General features: G+C 60.2%; 13 protein-coding genes. 8 read left to right on the top strand and 5 right to left on the bottom strand.

Annotation, left to right across the window (positions count from 1 at the left end; genetic code table 11):
- Positions 1-156: 156 nt before the first annotated feature.
- Positions 157-3,810: a trifunctional transcriptional regulator/proline dehydrogenase/L-glutamate gamma-semialdehyde dehydrogenase gene (gene putA / locus AC54AG_RS18285; protein ID WP_496631189.1), complete on the top strand. Its 3,654-nt coding sequence runs from the start codon at positions 157-159 to the stop codon at positions 3,808-3,810.
- A gap of 75 nt (positions 3,811-3,885) precedes the next feature.
- Here the strand turns inward: putA and AC54AG_RS18280 are convergent, their stop codons facing one another.
- Entirely contained in the window at positions 3,886-4,644 is a 759-nt protein-coding gene (locus AC54AG_RS18280; protein WP_496631279.1) for a 5'-methylthioadenosine/adenosylhomocysteine nucleosidase, read from the bottom strand.
- A gap of 1,479 nt (positions 4,645-6,123) precedes the next feature.
- Here AC54AG_RS18280 and AC54AG_RS18275 point away from each other — a divergent pair.
- The 7 genes from AC54AG_RS18275 to AC54AG_RS18245 all read left to right on the top strand — a co-directional run bounded on the left by AC54AG_RS18275 (position 6,124) and on the right by AC54AG_RS18245 (position 14,877).
- Positions 6,124-7,749 carry a GMC family oxidoreductase gene (locus AC54AG_RS18275; RefSeq protein ID WP_496631187.1) on the top strand — a complete coding sequence of 542 codons (1,626 nt, stop codon included), beginning with the start codon at positions 6,124-6,126 and terminating at the stop codon, positions 7,747-7,749.
- Positions 7,750-7,892: 143 nt separating this feature from the next.
- A complete protein-coding gene (locus AC54AG_RS18270; protein ID WP_034752653.1) occupies positions 7,893-8,663 on the top strand; it encodes an ABC transporter ATP-binding protein in 771 nt (256 codons plus the stop codon).
- Positions 8,663-9,391 carry an ABC transporter ATP-binding protein gene (locus AC54AG_RS18265; protein WP_034752656.1) on the top strand — a complete coding sequence of 243 codons (729 nt, stop codon included), beginning with the start codon at positions 8,663-8,665 and terminating at the stop codon, positions 9,389-9,391. Before AC54AG_RS18270 ends, AC54AG_RS18265 begins: the two co-directional genes overlap by 1 nt.
- 84 nt (positions 9,392-9,475) lie before the next feature.
- A complete protein-coding gene (locus tag AC54AG_RS18260; RefSeq protein WP_034752659.1) occupies positions 9,476-10,684 on the top strand; it encodes an ABC transporter substrate-binding protein in 1,209 nt (402 codons plus the stop codon).
- A 159-nt stretch (positions 10,685-10,843) separates the two neighbouring features.
- Positions 10,844-11,728, top strand: a complete 885-nt coding sequence (locus tag AC54AG_RS18255) for a branched-chain amino acid ABC transporter permease (RefSeq protein WP_034752662.1) — start codon at positions 10,844-10,846, stop codon at positions 11,726-11,728.
- 31 nt (positions 11,729-11,759) lie between these two features.
- On the top strand, positions 11,760-12,740 hold the full coding sequence (locus AC54AG_RS18250) for a branched-chain amino acid ABC transporter permease (protein WP_496631184.1): 981 nt from the start codon (positions 11,760-11,762) through the stop codon (positions 12,738-12,740).
- A 76-nt stretch (positions 12,741-12,816) separates the two neighbouring features.
- Positions 12,817-14,877, top strand: a complete 2,061-nt coding sequence (locus tag AC54AG_RS18245) for a 3-hydroxybutyrate oligomer hydrolase family protein (protein ID WP_496631182.1) — start codon at positions 12,817-12,819, stop codon at positions 14,875-14,877.
- Between the two features lie 46 nt (positions 14,878-14,923).
- Here AC54AG_RS18245 and AC54AG_RS18240 read toward each other — a convergent pair whose 3' ends face one another.
- From AC54AG_RS18240 to sugE, 4 genes are all read right to left on the bottom strand, one after another.
- Positions 14,924-15,715, bottom strand: coding sequence for an EAL domain-containing protein (locus AC54AG_RS18240; protein WP_496631181.1), 792 nt, complete (start codon positions 15,713-15,715; stop codon positions 14,924-14,926).
- A gap of 44 nt (positions 15,716-15,759) precedes the next feature.
- Positions 15,760-16,917, bottom strand: a complete 1,158-nt coding sequence (locus tag AC54AG_RS18235; protein WP_496631179.1) for an iron-containing alcohol dehydrogenase — start codon at positions 16,915-16,917, stop codon at positions 15,760-15,762.
- A gap of 85 nt (positions 16,918-17,002) precedes the next feature.
- Positions 17,003-17,362 (bottom strand): NADH-quinone oxidoreductase subunit A, encoded by a 360-nt coding sequence (locus AC54AG_RS18230; RefSeq protein WP_456129608.1) that lies wholly within the window; start codon positions 17,360-17,362, stop codon positions 17,003-17,005.
- An 11-nt stretch (positions 17,363-17,373) separates the two neighbouring features.
- Positions 17,374-17,694 carry a quaternary ammonium compound efflux SMR transporter SugE gene (gene sugE, locus AC54AG_RS18225; RefSeq protein ID WP_456129607.1) on the bottom strand — a complete coding sequence of 107 codons (321 nt, stop codon included), beginning with the start codon at positions 17,692-17,694 and terminating at the stop codon, positions 17,374-17,376.
- Between the last annotated feature and the right edge of the window lie 280 nt (positions 17,695-17,974).

Genomic DNA, 17,974 nt, shown 5'->3' with positions numbered 1-17,974 from the left:
TATCTATTGCTAGTCCCCTGTATTACCAGAATTAATCCATAAGAATCCCCTTTACAATCGAATCATCTTAACGTCCGACTTTCTGTATTTTTTTGCACCAAAAAAGAGCAAGAATTACGTCAGTTTTCGTCCCCTTTTTCCTTGTAAAGAGCACTTATGCACCCTGCAGGCCCCTCGGCTTTTACCCCGATTCCTTTTGCTGCGTTCCAGGCAGAAATCCTGCCCGAAGCGACTCCACAACGCGCCGCCATCACCGCCGCCTATAGGCGCGACGAGGTTTCCGCCGTGCAGTGGCTGTTGCAACAAGTGCGCCCCAGCAGCACCGAAACGACGGCCGAAGGGCAAGCGCTGGCGCACCGCCTGGTCTCGAACGTGCGCCAAAAACGCACACGCGCGTCCGGCGTCGATGCACTGATGCACGAGTTCTCGCTATCGTCGGAAGAGGGTGTTGCATTGATGTGTCTGGCTGAAGCGCTGTTGCGTATACCCGACAGTCAGACGGCCGACCGTTTGATCGCCGACAAAATCAGCAAGGGTGACTGGAAAAAACACCTGGGCGAATCGCCGTCGCTGTTCGTCAACGCGGCCACCTGGGGTTTGCTGATTACGGGCAAACTGGTCAGTACCAGCAGCGAATCGGGCCTCGGTTCGGCCATGACCAAGCTCATCGCCAAAGGCGGCGAACCGCTGATCCGCAAAGGCGTCGACCTGGCCATGCGCATGCTGGGCAACCAGTTTGTGACGGGTCAAACCATCGAGGAAGCGCTGAAGAACAGCCGCGAGAATGAAACGCGCGGCTACCGCTACTCGTACGACATGCTGGGCGAGGCGGCCCTGACGCAGCAGGACGCAGCCAACTACTACGCCTCGTATGAAACGGCGATCCACGCCATCGGCAAGGCGTCGAATGGCCGCGGCATCCGCAACGGTCCCGGTATTTCCGTGAAACTGTCGGCCCTGCATGCACGATACAGCCGCGCCCAGCGCGCCCGCGTCATGGAAGAATTGCTGCCGAAAGTCAAAGCGCTGCTATTGCTGGCCAAACAGTACAACATCGGCTTCAACATCGATGCGGAAGAAACGGACCGCCTGGAACTGTCGCTCGACCTGATGGAAGCACTGGCCTTCGATGCGGACCTGGCCGGCTTCGACGGTATCGGCTACGTGGTGCAGGCGTATCAAAAACGCTGCCCGTTCGCCATCGATTTCCTGATCGACCTGGCGCACCGCAGCGGCCGCAAGTTCATGGTGCGCCTGGTCAAGGGCGCGTATTGGGATGCGGAAGTCAAACGCGCGCAAGTCGACGGCCAGGAAGGCTATCCCGTCTACACGCGCAAGGTCTACACGGACGTCTCTTACCTCGTGTGTGCGCAAAAACTGCTGGCCGCGAGCAAGTTGATCTATCCACAATTTGCCACGCACAACGCGCAAACCCTGTCGACCATTTATACCTGGGCGAAACGCGACGGCATCACCGACTATGAATTCCAGTGCCTGCACGGCATGGGCGAGACCCTGTACGACCAGGTCGTCGGCCCCGAGAATCTCGACAAGCCGTGCCGCATCTACGCGCCCGTCGGCTCGCATGAAACCCTGCTGGCCTACCTGGTGCGCCGCCTGCTGGAAAACGGCGCCAACTCGTCGTTCGTCAACCAGATCGTCGACGAAAGCGTGGCCATCGATAGCCTGATCCGCGATCCGCTCGAGCAGGCACGCCTGCAGGGCGGCTTGCCGCATCCGTCGATTCCGCTGCCGCTGGACATGTTTGGCAGCGAACGCAGGAACTCGGCCGGCCTGGACCTGTCGAATGAAGATACTTTGCGCACCTTGGCCACGGGCCTGGCGCAGCAGCAGGCATGGCAGGCCGCGCCGCTGATCGATGGCGCCGTCAGCCTGAATGGCCCCACGCACATGCTGCACAATCCGGCCCAGCACGACGATGTCGTGGGCAAGGTCATGGAAGCCGGCCCGGCCGACGTGGAAACGGCGCTGGCCAGCGCCAGCGCCTACGCCATGGATTGGCAAACCACGGAGCCGTCGATCCGCGCGCAAGCGTTGCTGCGCGCGGCCGACCTGTTCGAAGAACACCACATCGAGCTGATGGCCCTGGCCGTGCGCGAAGCGGGCAAGTCGCTGCCGAACGCGATCGCGGAAATCCGCGAAGCCGTCGACTTCCTGCGCTACTACGCGGCGCAGGTGGAACACGCGCCAAATACCCTGGCGCTCGGTCCCGTCACCTGCATCAGCCCGTGGAACTTCCCGCTGGCCATCTTTACGGGCCAGCTGGCCGCCGCCCTGGCCGCAGGCAATGTGGTGCTGGCCAAACCGGCCGAGCAAACGCCGCTGATCGCCCACCGCGCCGTGCAATTGCTGCATGCGGCGGGCGTGCCGCGCGGCGCGCTGCAATTCTTGCCCGGCAGCGGCGAAGTCGTCGGCGCCGGCCTGTGCAATGACGTGCGTGTGAAAGGCGTGATTTTCACGGGCTCGACGGAAGTGGCGCAATTGATCAACCACAACCTGGCCGCGCGCGCCGTGGCCGAAGGCATCGACATTCCCCTGATCGCCGAAACGGGCGGCCAGAATGTCCTGATCGTCGATTCGTCCGCCTTGCCGGAGCAAGTGGTGCAAGATGTGATGTCGTCCGCCTTTGACAGCGCCGGCCAGCGCTGCTCGGCCTTGCGCGTGCTGTTCCTGCAAACGGAAATCGCCGACAAGACCATCCACATGCTCAAGGGCGCCATGCAGGAATTGCGCGTCGGCAATCCTGACCGCCTGGCCACCGATATCGGTCCCGTCATCGATGCGGAAGCGCAAGGTAACTTGCTGGCACACATCAACAAGATGAAAACCATGGCCATCGACCATTATTCGCTCGATTTGCCGACCGTCAAAGGCACGTTCGTCGCCCCGACCGTGCTGGAAATCAAGTCGCTGGCGCAATTGACGCAGGAAGTCTTCGGCCCCGTGCTGCACGTGATCCGCTACAAGCGCTCCGAGCTGCCGCAACTGGTGCAATCAATCAACGACAGCGGTTACGGCCTGACCCTGGGCATCCATACACGCATCGATGAAACGATCGATTTCATTACCAAGCGCGCGCACGTAGGCAATATTTATGTGAACCGCAACATCGTCGGCGCCGTCGTCGGCGTGCAGCCGTTCGGCGGCGAAGGCAAATCAGGCACCGGCCCCAAGGCGGGCGGCCCCCTGTACCTGAAACGCCTGCAGCGCAATGCGCCGGCCGGCGCGCAGCATCAACGCCAGGCGCCGCCAGCACTCGACGCGCTGACCGTGTGGGCAAAGATGCATGGCCACGACAAGGTAGAGCAACTGGCGCAGGAATACGCACGCACCACCTTGCTGGGCAGCACCACCGTCTTGCCAGGCCCGACAGGCGAGCGGAATACCCTGAGCTTTGCCGCGCGCGGCACGATTCTGTGCGCGGCCGCCACGTCCGGCACGCTGATGAACCAGCTGGCCGCCGTCCTGGCCACCGGTAACGAGGCCCTGGTGCTGGCACAATCGCCGGAACTGATCCCGGGCGACTTGCCGGCCGCGCTGAAGGACCGTATCCAGATCATTACAAGCCTGGAGTCGGTCAAGCATGATTTCCAGATCGCCATGATCGAGCCTAGCCTCGATGGCCAGCTCAAACCGCTGCTGGCGGCACGGGAAGGGGCCTTGGTGGGCACCATCGCCACCACGCAAGAGGGTGCCATCCCCCTGTGGCGCCTGGTTGCTGAGCGGGCGCTGTGCGTGAATACGACGGCGGCCGGAGGGAATGCCAGCCTGATGATGCTCAGTGTCTAACATTTAAGCAGGCAGTCAACGCAAAAGGGCAGAACCAGTGGTTCTGCCCTTTTTTTATGCACGCTGGATGAAAAATCAGCCAGCCAGGCGCTGGCACAATTGCTGGATCACCGTAAACGCATACGGCGAAGCGACGGTTTGCACGAAACGCATGAAGTCGACGGCCGCCTCTTCGTTGGCGTTGTCGGAAATGGTGCGCATGACCGTAAACGGCACGCCCAGTTCAAAACACACTTGCGCCACGGCGGCGCCTTCCATTTCGACGGCCAGCAAGTCGGGGATATCTACTTTGAGCTGGTTCAGATGCGCGGCGCTGCTGATGAACTGGTCGCCGCTGGCGATCAGGCCGCGGTGCACTCGCGCGTGCTGCAAGCCAAATGCCGCGATATCGGCCGCCTTGAGCACGCTGGAAACATCGTCATGCAGGAAATCTTCTGCGGCGCCAGCCAGTTGCGTGCTCAGTTCCAAGTCCGTGGCAAAGCGCTGCAGGCCAGTCAACGGCACTTCGAAGCGGGGAAATAGAGGGCGAGCGTCCATATCGTGCTGCAACAACGATTCGGCCACGACGATATCGCCCACTTTCACGTGTTTATCCCCGCTGCCGGCCACGCCGGTGAAGACGATGTGGGTAACTCCGTACTTTTCCACAAGGATAGAAGCTGTCATGGCAGCGGCAACCTTGCCCAGACGCGACAGGACGCACACAGCGTCGATATTCCACAGGGTTCCCAGGGTGTAGTCGCGCATGCCGTGCGAATGCCTCTGGGGGCCTTGCATGGCTTCTACCAGCCCCTGCTGTTCTTCGTGCAAGGCACTGATGATGCCTAAACGCATTTTTTTATGTGTATGCATGCTGTTTTTACAGGTTTTTGGGATTGCAAAACGGTTTACATGGTGAAAACAGCCGTTTCGGCGACTTTTCCACCGTTCGCGTTTGTCTCTGTGTTTTAAATAAAGATGTATACATAAAAATAGTAGTGATAGTAAACGGCCATTTTTTTGTGGATAAGTCGGTATACCATCGAAAAATCATCGACTTAGCGCACAAAAAAGTAGGCGCACAAGCATTGTATCCACGGAGGACTTGTTTGGGATAAAAATTGGCTTGTGGACAAAGATCGACTTTTCCCACATCTCATCCTGTGGATATGCAGGCACTTATCCATACCAGTACGCAAAATCGCGTTTTTCTTGCTGTAGTGGCATGTTTAACGTGTTTCGTTGGCATAGGCCCATGTCTGCCAATCAACAGTGAGCGGGCGCGAGCGTTGTTCTTTCACCGACGTGAGCGTCCAGTTGATTCCTGGAAGACGGTTTGGTAGTGGGTCGCGATGTTGCCGTTGGCTTTTTTTTTGACGGTTTGACGTACTTTTTGGAAATATCCCCGGACTTCCGCTTTTTTTGTCGGTTTACAATAGCTCTATATATAAAAATAGTAGTAATAGTAAACGCGTTTTTTTCTGTGGATAAGTCGCTTTTTTTCAACAGGATCAATCGTTTACATGCAAAATAAAGCGTGCATAATCGCTGTATCACGCGAGGAGCAAAATTGTATAAAATGCGGGCCTGTGCAAAAGTTCGTGTTTACGCACAAGTCATCCTGTGGATATCAAGTGACTTATCCACAATCGTTTTAAATTTCCCCTTTTTTCGACATCGAACCGCCTGCTGGCACTGTCCTGCTCAGGTCTGTTGACGTTTCCATTTTGAAAAACGGTTTGGCAGTGCTGTGTGCGTGATGCCGGCCGTGCCGGTTTTCGTCGCGCAGTTGTTGGCGCGATTTTTTTTTGTCAGCCAACGCTGCTGCCCGGCTTTTTTTGAAGACAGGCTTGCGGAGGTTCGCTAAGGCGTAGGGCAGGCAAAGCGTGCGTTGTCGGGTTTACCTTAACAAGTTCGTATACAAGAATAGTAATAGTAGTTAACGGCGGCATCTTCTGTGGATAAGTCCCGATTTATCCTTGTAAACAATCGCTTGGCGTGCGGATAAGCGCTGAGTAAGGGTTGTATCTGCCTGGGATGGTTTCTGGACAAAAAAAAACCGCTGAAAAAATTTTTCGTTTACACACATATCGTACCTGTGGATATCCATACGCTTATCCACAGCTTGCCGCAGCTGATTTGATGCTTTTTTACCTTGCCGTGTCGCTTGTTCGTATCCCAGGCAACGATTAATGTCGCCCTGGTTCGGCACTGGTGGTAATCTCAAGGCGGCTCAGCAGCCATGCATGCATGAAGAAAGACAGACTCTGGTAGCGGAACGCGGCGGGGAGACACGCCGCGTGACAGCTTGATGGCATACCGAAAGGAGCTTCATTGGAATCGGCAGGCGAATACGACTACATCATCGTGGGCGGCGGCACGGCAGGTTGCGTGCTGGCCAACCGGCTCACACGCGACAAGGATGCCAACGTTTTGCTCGTGGAAGCGGGCGGCAAGGACGATTACGTGTGGATCCACATCCCCGTCGGCTATCTGCATTGCATCGGCAATCCCCGCACGGACTGGCTGTATTCCACGCAGGCGGACGCGGGACTGGGCGGGCGCAGCCTGATCTATCCACGCGGAAAGGTGCTCGGCGGCAGTTCTTCCATCAACGGCATGATCTATATGCGGGGCCAGGCCGGCGATTACGATCACTGGGCCGACCTGACGGACGACGCTTCCTGGCGCTGGGACAAGGTCTTGCCGCTATTTAAGCAAAGCGAGGATTATTACGGCGGCGCGTCGGAAAACCATGGTGTGGGCGGCGAGTGGCGCGTGGAAAAACAGCGCTTGTCATGGGATATCCTGAACGCATTCCGCGATGCCGCGCAGCAGGTCGGCATCCCGAAAACCAGCGATTTCAATGGCGGCGACAATAGCGGCAGCGCGTATTTCGACGTCAACCAGCGCCGCGGCATCCGCTGGAATACCTCGAAAGCATTTTTGAAACCGGCATCGCGCCGCTCGAATCTGACCATCATGACGGGCTGCCACGTGGAACGCCTGTTGATTGAAGCTTCGGAGTCGGGGCCCCGTTGCACGGGCATCGTGTTTACGGGCGGCGGCACGCAGTGGCAGGCGACGGCCAAGCGGGAAACCTTGCTGACGGCGGGCGCCATCGGTTCGCCGCAATTGCTGCAATTGTCCGGCATCGGCCCGGCCGCCTTGCTGCAGCAGCATGGCATCGCGCCCGTGCTGGACGCTCCTGGCGTGGGCGGCAATTTGCAGGACCATCTGCAGCTGCGCATGGTCTTTAAAGTCCAGGGCGTGAAAACGCTGAACATCATGGCGGGCAATATGCTGGGCAGGATGCAGATCGGCTTGCAATATGCGCTGTTTCAGAGCGGGCCCATGTCGATGGCGCCATCGCAGCTGGGGGCGTTCGCCAAGTCCGATCCGCAGCAAGCCACGCCGAACCTGCAATACCACGTGCAGCCCTTGTCGCTCGACAAATTCGGCGAACCCTTGCACGCGTTTCCCGCGTTTACGGCCAGCGTGTGCAATCTGCGTCCCACGTCGCGTGGTCACGTGCAGATCGCATCGGCCGACAGCTATGCGGCGCCAAAGATTATGCCCAATTACCTCAGTACGGAGCAGGACCGCGCCGTGGCGGCCGATGCCTTGCGCCTGACGCGGACCATCGCCGCCGCACCGGCCCTGAAAAAATTTGCGCCGGAAGAATACAAGCCCGGCGTGCAATTCCAGAGCCAGGAAGAACTGGCGCAGGCGGCCAGCCAGATCGGCACCACCATCTTCCACCCGGTGGGCACTTGCCGCATGGGATTGGCCAGCGATGCCTCGAGCGTGGTCGACAGCCAGTTGCGCGTGATCGGCGTGGCGGGCTTGCGCGTCGTCGATGCCTCGATCATGCCGTACATTACTTCTGGTAACACGAACTCGCCCACGGTGATGATCGCGGAAAAAGCGGCGCAAATGATACACGCGGCCTGGAAATAGCTGGAAATAACTGGGCAAAGGCACGAGTTTGCGCCATTCGGGCCGGCGAAAAATCCCCGTAGTTATACTGTATTGTGCGTTAAATTTAAGTTGTGTATTATAAAAATGACTAAGTAGTACAAAAAGTACAACTAGGAGACACGATGTCAAACGTAATCTTGGAAACAAGAAATTTGACCAAGGAATTCAAGGGTTTCACCGCTGTGAGCGACGTGAACCTGAAGGTAGAGCGCGGCCATATCCACGCCTTGATCGGTCCGAACGGCGCCGGCAAGACCACGTGTTTTAACTTGCTCACCAAATTCCTGGTCCCCACTTCCGGACAGATCCTGTTCAATGGGAAAGATATCACGGCCGCCAAACCGGCCCAGATCGCGCGCATGGGCGTGATCCGTTCCTTCCAGATTTCCGCTGTCTTCCCCCATTTATCCGTGCTGCAGAATGTGCGTATCGGCTTGCAGCGCCAGCTCGGTACCTCGTTCCACTTCTGGCAAAGCGAACGGGCATTGAACCAGCTCAACGACCGTGCCATGGCCTTGCTGGCCGAGGTCGACCTGACGGAGTTTGCCGATACCATCACGGTCGACATGCCGTACGGGCGCAAGCGGGCGCTGGAAATTGCCACCACCCTGGCGATGGAGCCGGAAATGATGCTGCTCGACGAACCGACGCAAGGCATGGGCCACGAAGACGTGCACCGCGTGACGGAACTGATCAAAAAAGTGTCGGCTGGCCGCACGATTTTGATGGTGGAACACAATATGAGCGTGGTCTCTGGCATCTGCGACAAGATTTCCGTCCTGCAGCGTGGCGCCATGCTGGCCGAAGGCAGTTATGCGGAAGTGTCGCGCAATCCGCAAGTGATGGAAGCGTACATGGGCACCACCCACGCGGAACTGGAAGGGGCGCATTGATGGCGACACAAGTGAATGGCGGCGCACCCGCGCTGGAAATTACGCAACTGCACACCTGGTATGGCGAATCGCACATCCTGCACGACGTGAACCTGAAAGTGGCGCAGGGCGAAGTGGTCACTTTGCTGGGCCGCAACGGCGCCGGCCGCACGACCACCTTGCGCGCCATCATGGGGCTGACGGGCGCCCGTACAGGCTCCATCAAAGTCAATGGCGTCGAAGCGATAGGTTTGGCCACGCACAAAATCGCCCACCTGGGCATCGGGTATTGTCCCGAAGAGCGCGGTATTTTTTCTTCGCTGTCGACCGAGGAAAACCTGCTGCTGCCGCCGACCCTGGCCAGCGGCGAGAAGGGCATGTCGGTGGAGGAAATCTACGCCATGTTCCCGAACTTGCAGGAACGCCGGCATAGCCAGGGCACGCGCCTGTCGGGCGGGGAACAGCAGATGCTGGCCGTGGCGCGCATCCTGCGCACGGGCGCGCGCCTGCTGCTGCTCGATGAAATTTCCGAAGGCCTGGCGCCCGTCATCGTGCAAGGGTTGGCGCGCATGATTACCACCCTGAAAGCGAAGGGCTACACCATTGTCATGGTGGAACAGAATTTCCGGTTTGCCGCGCCGCTGGCGGACCGGTTTTATGTGATGGAGCACGGTCAGATTGTCGAGACTTTTGCTGCATCCGAACTGGAGGCCAAGATGCCGGTATTGACCGAGCTGCTTGGCGTGTAGTCCCCTTGTAGTACGCGTATATCTTGTAAGCGTCCATCGTCAGCAATCGACTGAATAGCAAACAATAATCCCAACGGAGACACCATGAAACGTAACGCTATCGCCATTGCCACCGCCACTCTTTGCGCATTGGGCTTTTCCGCTGCCGCGCACGCCCAGGTATCGGGCGACACCATCAAGATCGGTTTTATTTCCGACATGTCGGGCGTGTATTCCGACGTCGACGGCCTCGGCGGCGCGGAAGCCATCAAGATGGCGATCGCCGATGCCGGCGTCGTACTGGCCGGCAAAAAGGTGGAATTCATTTCCGCCGACCATCAAAACAAGGCCGACATCGCCGCTTCGAAAGCGCGCGAATGGTTTGACCAGCAGGGCGTCGACATGCTGATCGGCGGCACCAATTCCGGCGCCAGCCTGGCCATGGCCAAGGTGGCGGCGGAAAAGAAAAAAATCTTCATCGCCATCGGCGCCGGCTCCTCGCGCCTGACGAATGAAGAGTGCACGCCGTACACCGTGCATTACGCCTACGACACGGTGGCGCTGGCGCGCGGTACGGGCGGCACCATCGTCAAGCAGGGCGGCAAGAACTGGTATTTCATGACGGCAGATTATGCGTTTGGCCACTCGCTGGAAAAAGACACGGCCGAGGTCGTCAAGGCGGCCGGCGGCAAGGTGCTGGGCAGCGTCAAGCATCCGCTGGGCGCTTCGGATTTCTCGTCCTTCCTGCTGCAGGCGCAATCGTCCAAGCCGCAAATCCTGGGCCTGGCGAATGCCGGTGGCGACGCCATCAACAGCATCAAGGCGGCCAACGAGTTCGGCTTGACGAAATCGATGAAACTGGCCGGCCTGCTGATCTTCATCAATGACATCCATTCGCTGGGCCTGAACCTGACGCAGGGCATGTACCTGACGGATGGCTGGTACTGGGACTTGAATGCGGACACGCGCGCCTGGTCGAAACGTTATTTCGCCAAGATGAAGAAAGAGCCATCGATGCTGCAGGCGGCCGACTATTCGGCGGCGGCCAACTACCTGAAAGCCGTCAAGGCAATCGGTACGGATGACACCGAGAAGGTCATGGCCTACCTGAAAAAGACCAAGATCAACGACATGTTCACCCAGAATGGCGAAGTGCGTCCCGATGGCCGCATGGTGCACGATATGTACTTGATGGAAGTGAAGAAACCGTCCGAGTCGAAATACCCATGGGATTACTACAAGGTAGTCGCCACCGTGCCCGGCGCGCAAGCATATGTGACCAAGGCCGAGTCGAAGTGTTCGCTGTGGAAGTAACGCTGTAGCAACCTCCACAGAGTGCCCGCCTGCGCGCGGGCGCTCTGTCCTGCATGCTTCGCCCGCAGGGTTCGCCTTGCGCCGCCGCACCCGTTTGCGGCGGCGCGTTTCCCTTGATACCACACCGCTATCCGGCGGTGCTTTTTATACTGTGATGCCATGGAAATTTTCGGCGTTCCAATACAAGCGATGATGAGCCAGCTGCTGCTGGGTCTCGTCAACGGCTCGTTCTATGCCATGTTGTCCCTCGGTCTGGCCGTCATCTTCGGCTTGCTTAACGTTATTAATTTCTCGCACGGCGCCATGTACATGATGGGCGCCTTCCTGGCCTGGATGGGCCTCAGCTATTTCGACATCAATTACTGGGCCATGCTCGTCATCGCCCCGATCCTCGTCGGCCTGGTCGGCATCCTGATCGAAAAGACCATGCTGCGCTGGCTGTATAAACTCGACCACCTGTATGGCTTGCTGCTGACCTTCGGCATCACCCTGATCATGGAAGGCGTGTTTCGCTCGTTTTATGGCGTCTCGGGCCAGCCGTATGCCGTGCCCGAAGCGCTGGCCGGCGCGACGGACCTCGGTTTCATGATCTTGCCGAACTACCGCGCCTGGGTGGTGATCGCATCGCTCTCCGTGTGCCTGGCCACCTGGTTCGTCATCGAGAAAACCAAATTAGGGGCCTACCTGCGGGCCGGCACGGAAAACCCGAAACTGGTGGAAGCGTTCGGCATCAACGTGCCGCTGATGGTGACGTTGACGTTCGGCTTCGGCGTGGCGCTGGCCGGTTTCGCCGGCGTGCTGGCGGCGCCGATCATCCAGGTTTCGCCGCTGATGGGCTCGAACCTGATCATCGTCGTGTTTGCCGTGGTGGTGATTGGCGGCATGGGTTCCATCATGGGCTCCATCCTGACGGGCCTGGGCCTGGGCGTGATCGAGGGCCTGACCCGCGTGTTCTACCCTGAAGGCTCGGCCACCGTGGTGTTCGTGGTGATGGTTATCGTGCTGCTGCTGCGTCCCGCCGGCCTGTTCGGCAAAGAAAAGTAATCCTCATCAGTCATGTATTGGAGCTACCACGATGAATAAGAATGTAGGCTACGCCATTGCCTTGCTGCTGGCGTTGGCGGCCCCGTTTTACGGCTATCCCGTCTTCCTGATGAAGTTGCTGTGCTTTGCCCTGTTTGCCTGCGCGTTCAACTTGCTGATCGGCTATACGGGCTTGCTGTCGTTCGGCCACGCGGCGTTTTTTGGCGGCGCCGGCTATGTCACCGGTTACGCGCTGCGCACCTGGGGCTGGCCAACGGAACTCGGTTTGCTGGCTGGTGTCGCCACGGGCGCCTTGCTGGGCCTGGTGATCGGTGGCCTGGCGATCCGCCGCCAGGGCATCTACTTTACGATGATCACCCTGGCGCTGGCGCAGATGGTGTACTTCCTGGCCTTGCGACTGCCGTTCACGGGTGGCGAGGATGGCTTGCAGGGTGTTCCACGTGGAACCTTGCTCGGCACGATAGACCTGGGCAACGACACCGTCTTGTACTACGTGGTGCTGGCCATCTTTGTCACCGGCTTCGCTTTGATCGTGCGCACCATCCACTCGCCGTTCGGCCAGGTGCTCAAGGCGATCAAGGAAAACGAACCGCGCGCCATCTCGCTCGGCTACGACGTCAACAAGTACAAGCTGATGGCCATCGTGTTGTCCGCTTCCTTGGCAGCACTGGCCGGCGCGACCAAGACCCTGGTGCTGGGCTTTGAAACCCTGACCGATGTCTATTGGGGCATGTCGGGCCTGGTCGTGCTGATGACCCTGGTGGGCGGCATGGGCACCTTGTCCGGCCCCATCCTCGGCGCCGTGCTGATCATTGCGCTGGAAAACAAGCTGGGCGATGTCGGTACCTATTTGGCCACGCACACGGGCATCGAGTGGTTCGGCACCCTGGGCGAATCGGTGGGCATGGTGACGGGCGTGATCTTCGTCATCTGCGTGCTGATGTTCCGGCGCGGTATTGTCGGCGAAGCCATCGCGCGCTTCGGCGGCAGGGCTGCCAAAGCCGCGGTCTGATTTTCAAGCAACGCCGGACGGATCGTCCGGCGTTTTTCATTGTGCGTCCACTGTTACTTCAACGGAGAGTACCACCATGCAAATGACGATCATGCGCGCGGGGAGCAGTCTGTGCACCGTGCTGGCGTTGGCAGCCTGCGGCAGCAACCATGCGCCGGAAGAACTGAACCAGATGCCCGGCTACCTGGGCACCATCACGCGGGCCGACTACGACGGCAAGACGAACGATCTGCTGACGGCTGGCCTCGGCAAGACGGGGCTGGCGGGCGCCGCGCCCGCGTATGCGAACGTGGAACAGCCGACGCCGCTTGAACTGCGTCGCAATGCCATCTACGCCAATTACCGCGCCGTGCTCGACATTGCCGCCAACAGCGGCTACGGCACCCTGTACGGACCGAACGTGGATGCGTCCGGCAACGTGGGTACGGGCGAGGGCCTGGTCGCGGGCAGTGAATACATCGCCTATGCCGATGATGGCACGGGCAAGAAGAATGTTACCTTGATGGTGCAGGTGCCGGCCAGCTTCGACCCCGACCATGCCTGCATCGTCACGGGCACGTCGAGCGGCTCGCGCGGCATCTACGGCGCCATCGGCAGCTCCGGTGAATGGGGCTTGAAAAAAGGCTGCGCCGTGGCGTATGCGGACAAGGGTTCCGGCACGGGCTTGTATGTGTTCGAGGACGACAGCGTCAACCTGCAGAACGGCCTGCGCGCGGGCAGGGTGGCCGCCGGCAAGAATGCGCTCTTCGCGCCGGACCTGAGCGACGCCGAGCGGCTGGCCTGGGCTGGCACCAACCCGAACCGCATCGCCTTCAAGCATGCGCACTCGCAGCAAAATCCGGAGAAGGAGTGGGGCAAGGTCACCTTGCAGGCCGTCGAGATGGCGTATTACGTGTTGAACGAGCGCTATGGCGTGCTGGCCCGCGACGGCAGTTCGCGCATCGTGCGGCTGACGCCGAAGAACATCATCACGATCGCCTCGAGCATTTCCAACGGCGCCGGCTCGGCCTTGCTGGCGGCGGAGCAGGATAGCAAGGGCTTGATCAGCGGCGTGGCGGCCAGCGAGCCGCAAGTCCAGCCGGCGGCATCGAGCGCCTACACCGTGCGCCAGGGCGGGGCGGCGGTGGCCAATCCCGGCCGTGCGCTGTTCGACTACGCCACCTATGCGGCCCTGTATCAGCCGTGCATTGCTTCCGTGGCGGGCAATGCGGGACGCTGCACGGCGCTCGTCGCCAAGGGGCTATTGAACGGCGCCGACCTGGCGGCGCAGCAGGCGGACGCCAAGCAGCGCTTGCGTGCATATGGCTGGCTGGCCGATTCCGATCCCTTGCAGGCAGCGCATGCGGGCACGAACATCCTCGTGGCCGTCACGTATGCGTATGCCTACGGCAAATTCTCCGTGACCGATAAAGTGTGCGGTTTCACGTTTGCGCAGACGGACGGCAGCGGCAATCCGATCGCGTTCACGTCGGTGCAAAAGGCGGCCAGCTTTGCCGCGCAAAACGGCATCCTCGGCAATGTCGTGTACGAGAACAGCGTGGGCGGCGCCAAGGTGTACACAGCTGGCGTGTCGCCGTCAAACAGCCTGGCGGACCAGTCGCTCGACGGCTTCCTGTGCCTGCGCAGCCTGGCGACGGGGCGCGACACCGCCAGCGGCGCCAACTTGCAAGGGACATTGGCCACGCAAAGCGTGCGCGTGCGGGCAGGCATGGCCGAGGTCGCGGCCAGCGGCAAATTGAATGGCAAGCCAGCCATCGTCGTGCACGGGCGCAGCGATACCCTGATACCCGTCAATCACGCGTCGCGCGCCTATCTGGGACTGAACGCCGCCGTGGAGGGGGCGAACAGCCAGTTGCGCTATATCGAGGTAACCAACGCCAACCATTTCGATTCTTTCAGTAGCGCCTTGCCGACCTTGATCGTGCCGCTGCATGTGTACCTGAACCGGGCGCTGGACGCCATGTATGCGCACTTGAATGCCAAGCAAGCCTTGCCGCCATCGCAGGTGGTGCGCACGGTGACGCGCGCCGATGCGTCGACCTTGATCACGAATGTCAACGTACCAGCGATCGCCACGGTGCCAGCGCCCGGCAATGTCATCAGTGTGGCGGGCACTGTCGTCGATATTCCCAACTAGGCTATATCGTATGTAGAAGCTGCGGCCACGTTTCACGTGGCCGTTTTTATTCCCAGGCCGACTCGGCGATGTGACCCAGTCCCTGGAAGACGGGCTTGGAAAACCAATAGCCCTGCATCAGGGAAATGCCGCAGCCGGAAAGAAAATCGCGCTCGGCGCGCGTCTCGATGCCTTCGGCCAGCACGCGGATACCGAGCTCCTGGCACAGGCTGGCGATGGCCCGCACGATGGCCTGGCGCGGCGTGTGCGTATCGATGCCGCGCACCAGGTCCATGTCGATCTTGATGATGTCGGGCTGGTATTCGGCCAGCAAGTTCAAGCCCGCATAGCCGGCGCCGAAATCATCGATGGCTGTCAGGAAACCGAAGCGGCGATAGGCGCGGAAGATCTCGACCAGGTGGGGACGGTCTTGCACCCGTTCGCCTTCCGTCACTTCAAAGATGATTTTATCGGTGGGGAAGTGATGGAGCTTGGCCGCTTCCAGAGTGCTGCGGATGCACACTTCAGGACGGTAGACGGCGTTGGGCAGGAAGTTGATCGACAGAAATCCCTGCATGCCCAGCCGTGCCGCACCGGCCACGGCCTTGACGCGGCAAGCCTGGTCGAAGCGGTAGCGGTTGTCGTCGTTCACTTGCGCCAGCACGCTGGCCGCGCTTTCACCGTTGGGGCCACGCACCAGCGCCTCGTGCGCATAGATGCTGCGCGTGGCCAGGTCGACGATGGGCTGATACGCATACTCGAAGGCGAACGGCAGCGGCGCGCTGTCGTGGCAGCCGGCACAGGCACCGTGTGGAAAGCTGGTGCTGTCAGGATGGATGGGGATGTCGGGAGGCGTCATGGCGGCAGTGTAGCAGGGTGGGTTGGCGGACTCCGTCTGCTGGCTCACAATGCGGCCGCATAGATGGCGCGCGTGTCGGCGCGCGTGACGGGGCGGGGATTGTTGCCTAGCAAGCGCGTCTGCAGCATGGCTTCATCGGCCAGCCGGTCCAGGTCGCCGGCTGCGATGCCCACTTCGCGCAGCGTGCGCGCGATGCCGGTGGCCACGGCAATGTCCTGCATGGCCTCGATCAGGGCCACGGCCCGCGCTTCCTCGCTACCAGTTATGCCGGGCTGCAGGATGGCCGCCAGTTGCGCATACAGCGGGGCCGCATGGGACAAGTTAAAACGCAGCACGTGCGGCAGCACCAGGGCATTCGACAGGCCATGTGGCACGTGGAACAGTCCCCCGATGGGATAGGCGAGCGCATGCACGGCGGCGACGGGCGCGTTGGCAAACGCCTGGCCGGCCAGCATGGCGCCCAGCAGCATGGCTTGGCGCGCCGGCACGTTGGCGCCATCGCGGCAGGCGGTAAGCAGATTGCTGGACAGCAGCGACAGCGCCTGGGTGGCCAGCATGTCGGACAAGGGATTTTTCTGCAGGCGGCTGGTGTACGCTTCGATCGCATGCACCATGGCGTCGATGCCCGTGGCGGCCGTCACGGCGGGCGGCAAACCCAGGGTCAGGCTGGCGTCGAGGATGGCCAGGTCCGCATACAGTTGCGGCGCGACCACGCCCATCTTGCTGGTGGCGCCCGTGGTGACGATGGCGATATGCGTCACTTCCGAGCCCGTGCCGGCCGTGGTCGGCAATTGCACGAGGGGCAGGCGCGGGCCGTGAACATTGCCGATGCCATACAGTTGCGCCAATTCCTGGTGGCCTGGCGCCAGTACGGCGATCAGCTTGGCCACGTCCAGCGAGCTGCCGCCACCGAGGCCGATAATCAGTTCCACGTGAAACATCTGAGCCTGGGCCACACCGGCCAGCACGACGGCTTCGGGCGGATCGGCTTGCACGTCGGAAAAGACGTGGACTTCGATGCCGGCCGACTGCAAGCTGTGCAAGGGAGCATCGGCCAGGCCCGTGCGCAAAAAGCCCGCATCGGTGACGAGCAGGGCGCGGCGCACGCTGGGGAAGTGGTGGGCGATGTGCGTGCCCAGTTGGGCGGCGGCGCCCGGTTCAACGATCAGATGGGGCACGGTGCGAAACTGGAAGGCGGACATGCAGACTCCTGACAGTGAGGACAGAAGCCAAGCTTACTCCGCTTTCCAGCCCCGCGCCTGTTTCACGTGGAACCAGATCCGTCGCTTACTCCCAGTCCAGCGCGCCTTTCTTCCACTCGTAGACTAGTCCGATGGTCAGCACGGCGAGAAAGCCCATGACGGCCCGGAAACCGACCAGGCCCAGTTCGTTGACATTGGCCGCCCACGGCATCAGGAAGATCACCTCGATATCGAACAGGATGAACAGGATGGCGACCAGATAGAAGCGGACGTCGAATTTCATGCGGGCGTCGCCGAATGCCTCGAAGCCGCATTCGTACGGCGACAGTTTTTGTGCATCCGGTTTGTGCGGACCGAGCGCGCGCCCCAGCAGCATGGGCACGATGCCGACGAGGATACCGATCAGAATGAACAGGAGGACGGGAAAATAGTTTTCGAGGAGCATGGGAATTCCTCTCAGTGGCTCGATGACAGTTTCATCAGCACGATGCCGCACACGATGAGGACGGCGGCGCACACGCGCATGGTGTTGACTTGCTCGCCCAGAAAAACGATGCCGATGATAAAGGCGCCGACGGCGCCGATGCCCGTCCAGATCGTATAGGCCGTGCCCAGGGGCAGGGTGCGCATGGCCAGCGACAGCAAGCCGAAGCTGGCGATCATCATGACGATGGTAATGACGGAGGGAGCGAGTTTGGTGAAACCCTCGGAGAGTTTCATCGAATATGCCCACACGACTTCAAACATGCCGGCAATAAGTAACAGTATCCAGGCCATGGCGGCTCCTTATACAGAGCGGGCCGTCCCGGTGTGTTCCCATGATGGGGGAGGCCGTCCTCCTGGATGATCGTCACGATGGCCACAGGCGTGGCCACGGATGCGAACGATGCGGCAATTGTAGCAAACATTGCCGGACGCTGCAGCCCCAGCGCGGGCCCTGTCCTGGCACCGCCGCGTGTTCCACGTGAAACAAAAATCACCGTTGACTTGCCCGTGCTGAGTAAAAATTAAGCAAAAATTGGCCCGTGCAAGGTTGCGCTTGCAAAAAGACTCTATA

This window comes from Janthinobacterium sp. BCJ23 (genome assembly GCF_059617945.1).
The sequence above is the reverse complement of the archived record's forward strand: the minus strand, read 5'-3'. Positions and strand labels throughout refer to the sequence as shown.

Bases quoted from the DNA above. Each gene is read 5' to 3' on its own strand.
- AC54AG_RS18270 (WP_034752653.1), top strand. From the start codon at position 7,893: ATGTCAAACGTAATCTTGGAAACAAGAAATTTGACCAAGGAATTCAAG.
- AC54AG_RS18230 (WP_456129608.1), bottom strand. From the start codon at position 17,362: ATGCTCCTCGAAAACTATTTTCCCGTCCTCCTGTTCATTCTGATCGGT.
- AC54AG_RS18240 (WP_496631181.1), bottom strand. From the start codon at position 15,715: ATGACGCCTCCCGACATCCCCATCCATCCTGACAGCACCAGCTTTCCA.
- putA (WP_496631189.1), top strand. From the start codon at position 157: ATGCACCCTGCAGGCCCCTCGGCTTTTACCCCGATTCCTTTTGCTGCG.
- AC54AG_RS18265 (WP_034752656.1), top strand. From the start codon at position 8,663: ATGGCGACACAAGTGAATGGCGGCGCACCCGCGCTGGAAATTACGCAA.
- sugE (WP_456129607.1), bottom strand. From the start codon at position 17,694: ATGGCCTGGATACTGTTACTTATTGCCGGCATGTTTGAAGTCGTGTGG.
- AC54AG_RS18260 (WP_034752659.1), top strand. From the start codon at position 9,476: ATGAAACGTAACGCTATCGCCATTGCCACCGCCACTCTTTGCGCATTG.
- AC54AG_RS18235 (WP_496631179.1), bottom strand. From the start codon at position 16,917: ATGTCCGCCTTCCAGTTTCGCACCGTGCCCCATCTGATCGTTGAACCG.
- AC54AG_RS18245 (WP_496631182.1), top strand. From the start codon at position 12,817: ATGCAAATGACGATCATGCGCGCGGGGAGCAGTCTGTGCACCGTGCTG.
- AC54AG_RS18280 (WP_496631279.1), bottom strand. From the start codon at position 4,644: ATGCGTTTAGGCATCATCAGTGCCTTGCACGAAGAACAGCAGGGGCTG.
- AC54AG_RS18250 (WP_496631184.1), top strand. From the start codon at position 11,760: ATGAATAAGAATGTAGGCTACGCCATTGCCTTGCTGCTGGCGTTGGCG.
- AC54AG_RS18255 (WP_034752662.1), top strand. From the start codon at position 10,844: ATGGAAATTTTCGGCGTTCCAATACAAGCGATGATGAGCCAGCTGCTG.